This window comes from Kitasatospora sp. DSM 101779 (genome assembly GCF_025655475.1).
Taxonomy (GTDB): domain Bacteria; phylum Actinomycetota; class Actinomycetes; order Streptomycetales; family Streptomycetaceae; genus Kitasatospora.
In genome coordinates this window covers 4,991,579-4,999,068 of the sequence record NZ_JAHTIK010000001.1, presented here as the reverse complement: position 1 = coordinate 4,999,068, position 7,490 = coordinate 4,991,579, and the positions used below count along the sequence as shown (strand labels likewise).

Annotated in this window: 3 protein-coding genes; 2 read left to right on the top strand and 1 reads right to left on the bottom strand. The window is 73.5% G+C overall.

Annotation, left to right across the window (positions count from 1 at the left end; all coding sequences use genetic code 11):
• A partial coding sequence (locus KSNIM_RS22845; RefSeq protein ID WP_263105028.1) for a glycosyltransferase family 2 protein occupies positions 1 to 1,041 on the bottom strand: 1,041 nt, incomplete at its 3' end.
• A gap of 286 nt (positions 1,042 to 1,327) precedes the next feature.
• Between KSNIM_RS22845 and KSNIM_RS22840 the strand changes: the two genes are divergently transcribed.
• The gene (locus tag KSNIM_RS22840) at positions 1,328 to 4,885 is read left to right on the top strand and encodes a bifunctional glycosyltransferase family 2 protein/CDP-glycerol:glycerophosphate glycerophosphotransferase (RefSeq protein WP_263105027.1); all 3,558 of its coding nucleotides are present in this window, start codon (positions 1,328 to 1,330) and stop codon (positions 4,883 to 4,885) included.
• Between the two features lie 225 nt (positions 4,886 to 5,110).
• The gene (locus KSNIM_RS22835; RefSeq protein ID WP_263105026.1) at positions 5,111 to 7,438 is read left to right on the top strand and encodes a CDP-glycerol glycerophosphotransferase family protein; all 2,328 of its coding nucleotides are present in this window, start codon (positions 5,111 to 5,113) and stop codon (positions 7,436 to 7,438) included.
• Positions 7,439 to 7,490 lie beyond the last annotated feature (52 nt).

Here is a 7,490-nt window from a genome sequence, read left to right as displayed (position 1 = left end):
GCCGCGGGTGCCGGGGACGCGCCTGGCCCGGGCGGCCCGGGCGGCGCGGGCGGCGAGCTGCCGCGTCCGGGCGAGGGCACGGACGCTCTGGTACGTCAGGTAGTGGCCGTGGCTGAGCAGCTCGGTGCGCACGCCCTCGGCGCCGGCGGCGGGCCGGTAGTCGGCCGGGCGGAGCCGGGCGCAGTGCCGGGCCGCGCGGCGGAAGAACTCGCGGCGGTCGCCGGGCGGCACCCGGTCGGGGCGGCTGACCACGGTGTTGAGGTGGTGGACCATCCGGGCGAAGACCACCGGCCGCCAGCGGTCGAGGTCGGGCCGCCGGTCGAGGAAGGCGAAGACCAGGTCGTACTGGTCGAAGATGTCGAAGTGCTTGCGGCTGACGGTGGCGAGTATGTTGCCGCCCTGCTTGCGCTGGCGGTAGTGCACGCCGACCCGGTCGAGCACGGTCATCCGCCCGGCGGCGAGCAGCGCCGGGAAGGTCCACGGGGTGTCCTCGTAGTACCCGGCGGGGAAGGTGAGGCCCTCGGCGTCGATCCAGTCGCGGCGGTAGGCCTTGTTCCAGACCACCATCAGCAGGTCGAGCAGGTCGGGGCGGCCGTCGAGGTCGAAGACGTCGGGGCCGGAGCGGGCGAACAGCGGGGCGGAGGCGGAGCGGACCACGCGGCCGTCCCAGTAGGTGCGCGCGTAGTCGTAGACCAGGATGTCCGGGTCGGTGCAGGCCTTCAGCCGCTCGTCGACGGCCTGCAGCAGGCCGGGGGTGAGGGTGTCGTCGCTGTCCAGGAAGATCACGTAGTCGCCGGCGGCGACGGCGAGGCCGGCGTTGCGGGCGCGGCCCAGGCCGACGTTCTCGTCGAGGTGGAGCACCCGGACGCGCTCGTCCCGTGCGGCGGCCTCGTCCAGCATCGCCCCGCAGCCGTCCGGCGAGCGGTCGTCGACGGCGATCAGCTCGAAGTCCGCGCACGACTGGGACAGCACCGAGTCGAGACACTCGGCCAGGTACTCCTCGACCTGGTAGACGGGGACGATCACGCTGAAGCGGGGCATTTGCAGCTCATTCTAAGGGGGCGCTCAGTCGACCGTGATCTCCGGACGGGTCTCGCCCGGGACCGGCGCGCGGCCAGCGGCAGAGTAGCCGCCGCAGCCCGGGGCGCGCACCCCCCGACCGGCCGGACCGTCCGGCCGCGCGCCGCCCCGTCACCCGTGCCCGCCCGCACCGCCAGGACGCCCCGGACTGGTCCCGGGCCGAGACGCGCACGGACGGTAGGATCTCCGTACATCTGTGCCGATTCGCCCGCGGCCCGACGCCCCCGATGAAAGGCCTGCACGTCCGATGGCCCCTCGCCTCTCCGTCGTCGTCCCGATCTACAACGTCGAGCGCTACCTCGAGGAGTGCCTGGACTCCATCGCCGCCCAGACCTTCAGCGACCTGGAATGCGTCATGGTCGACGACGGGTCCAAGGACGGCAGCGCCGCCATCGCCGAGGCCTACGCCGCGAAGGACGCGCGGTTCCGGCTCGTCCGGCAGGAGAACAAGGGCCTCGGTGCGGCCCGCAACACCGGCTACCGGCACATCGCCGACGGCACCGAGTTCCTCGCCTTCGTCGACAGCGACGACACGCTGCCGCCGAGCGCCTACGAGCTGATGATCGGCACCCTGGACGAGACCGGCTCGGACTTCTGCACCGGCAACGTCCAGCGCTTCCGGGCCGTCGGCTACTACCAGTCCGGCGGCCACCGCAAGCCGTTCCGGGAGACCCGGCTGCGGACGCACATCACCGAGGTCCCGACGCTGGTCACCGACCGCACCGCCTGGAACAAGGTGTACCGCCGCAGCTTCTTCGACGGCGCCGGCATCCTCTACCCCGAGGGCATCCTGTACGAGGACGCCCCGGTGAGCGTGCCGCACCACTACCTGGCGACCAGCGTGGATGTGCTCTCCGAGCCGATCTACCACTGGCGCGAGCGCGAGGTCGGCGAAATGTCGATCACGCAGATGAAGACCAACCCCAAGGGCCTCATCGACCGCGTGACCTCGATGGAGCTCGTCCGGGCCTGGCTCCTGGAGCAGACCGACCCGAAGTTCAAGCGCTACCTGCGCACCTACGACGAGAACAACCTCGTCGAGGAGATCCCGATGTTCTTCTCGTCCGTCCTCGACGGCGACACGGACTACCGGGACGCCTACCTGGAGTGCGCAGGCCGGCTGCTGCGCGCCATCGGGCCCGAGCAGATCCGCAAGCTGCGCGCGCCGCTGCGCCTGAAGTACCACCTGACGCTCCAGGGCCGGATCGACGAGCTGGTCGAGCAGATCCGCTTCGAGCGGGACACCAAGGGCGCCGCCCCCGCGCGCGGCCTGCTGCGCGCGTACGCCGACTACCCGTTCCTGCGCGGCGGGCGCAAGAGCGTGCCCTCGGACGTGCTGCGCCTGGACAACGCGCTGGTGATGCGCACCCGGCTGTACGACGCCGCCTGGACGGACGGCAAGCTGCACCTCACCGGGCACGCCTTCCCCGAGCACCTGGGCGCCGAGCACCGCAGCGACATGGTCAAGGTGCTGGTGCTGCGCGAGGCCAAGGGCCGCCGCGTGCTGGCCCTGCCGGCGAAGGCCCAGTACAGCCCGGAGGCCACCGCCAGCTCCCCGCACGACCTGTACAGCTGCGACTGGGCCGGCTTCCGCGCCGTCATCGACCCGAAGCGGCTCAAGCACCGCGGCCAGTGGCGCGAGGGCTCCTGGCGGGTGCTGATCGCCGGCGTCGGCAAGGGCGGCGTGTACAAGGGCCGGATCTCCGGCGGCTGGAGCGACCGCGCCGAGTACCCGCCGGTGCACTGGGTCGAGGACGACGTCCGGGTCGTGCCGTGGCTCAAGGACAACCACGTCAACCTGCGGGTGGAGATGGTGCGGGCGCGCGCCGCCGAGGTGTCGGCCGAGCACGGCACGGTGACCGTCGGCGGCCGGGCCTCCTCCGGCCTGGACCTCGCCGGTGCCCGGCTGCGGCTGCTGCACGTGGAGTCCGACCGCGAACTCCTCTTCCCGCTGGAGCTGGGCTCCCCGGTCGGCCGCGAGGTGCCGTTCACCGCGCACTTCCCAGTCGCCGACATGACCGCCGTCCGCAAGGCCTGGGCCGCCCTCGACCCGGCGTCCGCCGAGCGGCTGCGCGACCGCTGGGACACCGAGCTGCAGCTCGCCGACGGCAAGCGGGTGCCCGTCGTGCTCGACGAGCGCACCTCCGCCATCGAGTTCGACCTGCCCGTCGAGAACGACACCCGGGCGATCTACACCAAGGCCTCGCCCAGCGGGTACCTGCAGTTCAGCGACCAGGTGCTGCAGCCGGTCGTGGAGGAGGTCACCGCGCGCGGCGCGGACGGCTTCCTGCTCAGCGGCACGTTCCCGCTGCCGGGCACCCACACCTACGAGCTGGTGATCCGCCACGACTGGCACGAGGAGGAGCACTCCTACCCGGTCGAGATCGTCGACGGCCGGTTCCGGGCGGCGCTGCCCGCCGTGCCGACCGCGGCCTTCGCCGGCGAGGTACCGCTGCGCCAGGGCCTCTGGGAGGTCTTCCTGCGGCCGGTCGGCGCTCCCGCCGACGCGGTGTGGCCGCCCGTCCTGCTCGCGCCGCACTGCCACCCCGCACTGCCGGTGGAGACCGAGACCCGCGGCAAGCGGGTCGTGCTGGAGCGGCGCGGCTACGACTCGCTGACGCTGCTGGCGCACTCCGACCTCCTCCCGGAGGAGCGCAGCGGCTACCGGCACCGTCAGCTGCGGATCAACGACTACCCGGCGGCCCGCACCCGCCCGGTGACCGACACGGTGCTGTACCTCACCTCGCACGGCGACCGCTACGCCGGCTCGCCGCGCGCGGTGCACGAGGAGCTGGTGCAGCGCGGCCTGCCGCTGCGCCACCTGTGGAGCGTCGACGACCAGCAGGCGGCGCTGCCCGGCACCGTCGAGGCGCTGCGCCAGGACAGCGCGGAGTGGTACGAGGCGCTGGCCACCGCCCGCTACATCGTCACCGAGTCGCACCTGCCGGACTTCTTCGAGCGCCGGCCCGGCCAGACCGTGCTGCAGACCTGGCAGGGCACCCCGCTGAAGCGGATCGGCCTCGACTTCGAGAAGGTCTGGTTCACCGACGCCGAGTACCTCAAGCACCTGCGGCGCGAGGTGCCGCACTGGAGCCTGCTGGTGTCGGGCAACGGCTTCTCGACGCCGGTGCTGCGGCGGGCCTTCGACTACGAGGGCGAGATCCTGGAGGCGGGCAACCCGCGCAGCGACGTGCTGCTCGCCGCCGACCGGGAGAAGACCGCCGAGCTGGTCCGCACCCGGCTCGGGCTGCCGGACGGCAAGAAGGTCGTGCTCTACGCGCCGACCTTCCGCGAGGACATGCGCCGCCCGCAGGACGGCTACCAGCTGGACCTGCGGATCGACCTGGCGGCGGCCCGGGCCGCCCTGGGCGACGACCAGGTGCTGCTGGTGCGCCGCCACCCGTTGATGTGCGGCCAGGTGCCGGGCGCCGGCGACGGCTTCGTCTGGGACGTCAGCACCTACCCGGACACCGCGGAACTGCTGCTCGCCGCGGACGTGCTGGTGACGGACTACTCCTCGGTCATGTTCGACTTCGCGGTCACCGGCCGGCCGATGCTGTTCTTCACCCACGACCTGGAGCACTACCGGGACAACCTGCGCGGCTTCTCCTTCGACTTCGAGGCGACCGCGCCCGGCCCCCTGCTCGCCACCTCCGAGGCGCTCGTCGAGGCGCTCGGGCGGACGGAGGAGGTCGCGGAGGAGTACGCGGACCGGTACGCCGCCTTCCGCGAGGCCTACTGCCACCTGGACGACGGCCGGGCGAGCGCCCGGGTCGTGGACGGACTGCTCGCGCACGAGGGCTGATCCGCTCCGCCGGGCGGCCCCGCCACGCTTGTTGACCGGCGGGGTCGTCACGGTGTGAGATGTCCCGGACCCGGACCGCCCCACCGCGGCCGGGTCCGCCGGTCACGTCCTCCTGACCGGTCCCCCCGTGAAGGGCCGCCCCCCGTGTCTGTGAAATCCGCCGGCGCTCCGTCGCCGACCGAGCCGCGTGCCGTCATACGCTCCCTGCGCTGGGAGGACGGCACGTTGCGTCTGACCGGGTTCGCGCACTTGCAGGACCGGCCCGCGGACACCCGGGGCAGCGCCCGGACCCTGCTGGTGCTGCGCCGCACCGGCAGCAGGGCGTTCGGCTGGGTGACCACCAGGCCGGTCCACCTGCCGGAGTCCACCGAGGACAGCGGGCTGCCGGAGCTCAACCACGACTGGGCCGGCTTCACCGCCACCATCGACCCGGCCCGGTTCCGGCGCCGCGGGGCGTGGACGGAGGGCGAGTGGCGGGTGTCCGCCACGGTCTTCAGCGGGCTCAGGCGCAGCCAGGGCGGGTTCCAGGGCCATTGGTGCGGCACCGCGGAGACGCCGCCGGCGCACTGGGTCGCGGACGACGTCCGGGTGGTCCCGGTGTTCCGCGCCAAGCACCTGCGGCTGCGGGTCGAGCGGATACCCGTCCGGGTGCGCTCGGCCGCCGTCACCGAGGACGCCGTCGAACTCTCGGGCGCCGTCGACGGCCCGGTCGACCGCACCGCGATCCGGCTCCACCGGGCGGAGGGCGATGCCGAGACGGTGGTCGACCTGACCACCGACGGCGCGGGGTTCACCGCCCGGATACCGCTGGCGGTGCTGACCGGCGCCGCGGACTCCGCCGAGCCGTGGCGGGCCGAGCTGGTGCACGCCGACGGCCGCACCGAGCCGCTGGTCGTCGACGAGCGGGGCGGCCCGGTCACCGGCCAGTTCCCGCTGTCGGGCACCACGGACCTGCTGCACGTCGCGCGGGACCGCCGGGACGGCCTCGAACTCGCCGTCCGCCCGCCCGTCGCCCGGGTCGACGAGATCACCGAGCTGCAGGACGGCTTTGTCCTCGGCGGCTCCACCCCGACGACCGGCCGGGGCCCGCTGGAACTCGTGCTGCGGCACTCGGACGGCATCGCCGAACTCCGCCACCCGGCCACCGCGACCAGCGCCGAACGCTTCCGGGCCACCCTGCCGGCCGGGACGGCCACCGCCGGCGGCGACCGCCTCCCGCTGCGGATGGGCGTGTGGGAGCTGCTGCTGCGCACCGCCGACGGCGCCGAGCGTCCGGTGACCGTCGCCCCGTCCGCCTTCGACGCCCTGCCGGCCGCGGTCACGGTCGGCCCGAAGACGGTGAAGCTGGAGCGCCGTCGGCTCGACGCCCTCTTCGTGGACTCCTCCTCCGTCCTGACCGCCGAGGAGCGCAGCGCCTTCGCCCAGCACCGGCTGCGCACGGTGGACTACCCGGCGGCCGGCCGCGACCACCTGCGCGAGGCGGTCTTCTACGACGTGTTCGGCGGCCGCGGGTACGCCGACTCGCCGGGCGCGATCCACCGCGAGCTGGTCCGGCGGGGCGTCGACGTCGAGCACATCTGGGCCGTCAACGACGCCCAGGGGCAGGTGCCCGCGGGTGTGCGGACGGTGCGGGTGCAGAGCCCCGAGTGGTACGAGGCGCTGGCCACCAGCCGCTACCTCGTCGGCAACACGCACTTCCCCGACTTCGTCGAGCGCCGGCCCGGCCAGGTGGTCGTGCAGACCTGGCACGGCTCGCTGCTCAAGCGGATCGCGCACGACGTGGAGAACGCCTACCTGGCCGACGCCGGCTACCTGGAGGCGCTGGACCACGAGACGCCGCACTGGAGCGTGCTCGTCTCCCCCAGCCCGTTCGCGACCCCCATCCTCGGCCGGGCGTTCCGCTACGAGGGCGAGATCCTGGAGTCCGGCTACCCCCGCAACGACCTGCTGGCCACCGGCGACGACGCCCTCGCGGCCGAGGTCCGTGCCCGGCTCGGCATCCCCGAGGGCCGCCGTATCGTGCTGTACGCGCCGACCTGGCGCGAGGACCAGCAGCGGGACAACGGCGCCGGGTTCCGCCTCGACCTGCAGCTGGACACCGAGGCGGCCCGGGCCGCGCTCGGTGAGGACCACGTGCTGCTGGTGCGCCCGCACGCGCACGTCCGGGAGCCGTTGCCCGGTGCCGGCGACGGCTTCCTGTTCGACGTCGGCGACTACCCCGACGTCCAGGAGCTGCTGCTGATCGCCGACGTGCTGGTCACCGACTACTCGTCGATCATGTTCGACTTCGCGATCACCGGCCGCCCGATCCTCTTCTTCACGTACGACCTGGAGCGCTACCGCGACGTCCTGCGCGGTTTCTACTTCGACTTCGAGACCGAGGCCCCCGGCCCGCTGATCCACACCTCCCGGGAGCTGGTCGAGGCGCTGCGCGACGTCACGGCCGCCACCGCCGGCCACACCGAGCGGTACGCGGCGTTCCGTGCGCTGCACTGCGTGCTGGACGACGGCAAGGCGAGCGCCCGGGTCGTCGACCGGATGCTCGCCGGCTGACGCCGCACCGCCGCGGCGGCCGGGCGGAACCCGCCCGATAGGGTGGCACCGC

Excerpts from the sequence above, each read along its gene's own strand:
- KSNIM_RS22840 (WP_263105027.1), top strand. The coding sequence starts at position 1,328 with ATGGCCCCTCGCCTCTCCGTCGTCGTCCCGATCTACAACGTCGAGCGC.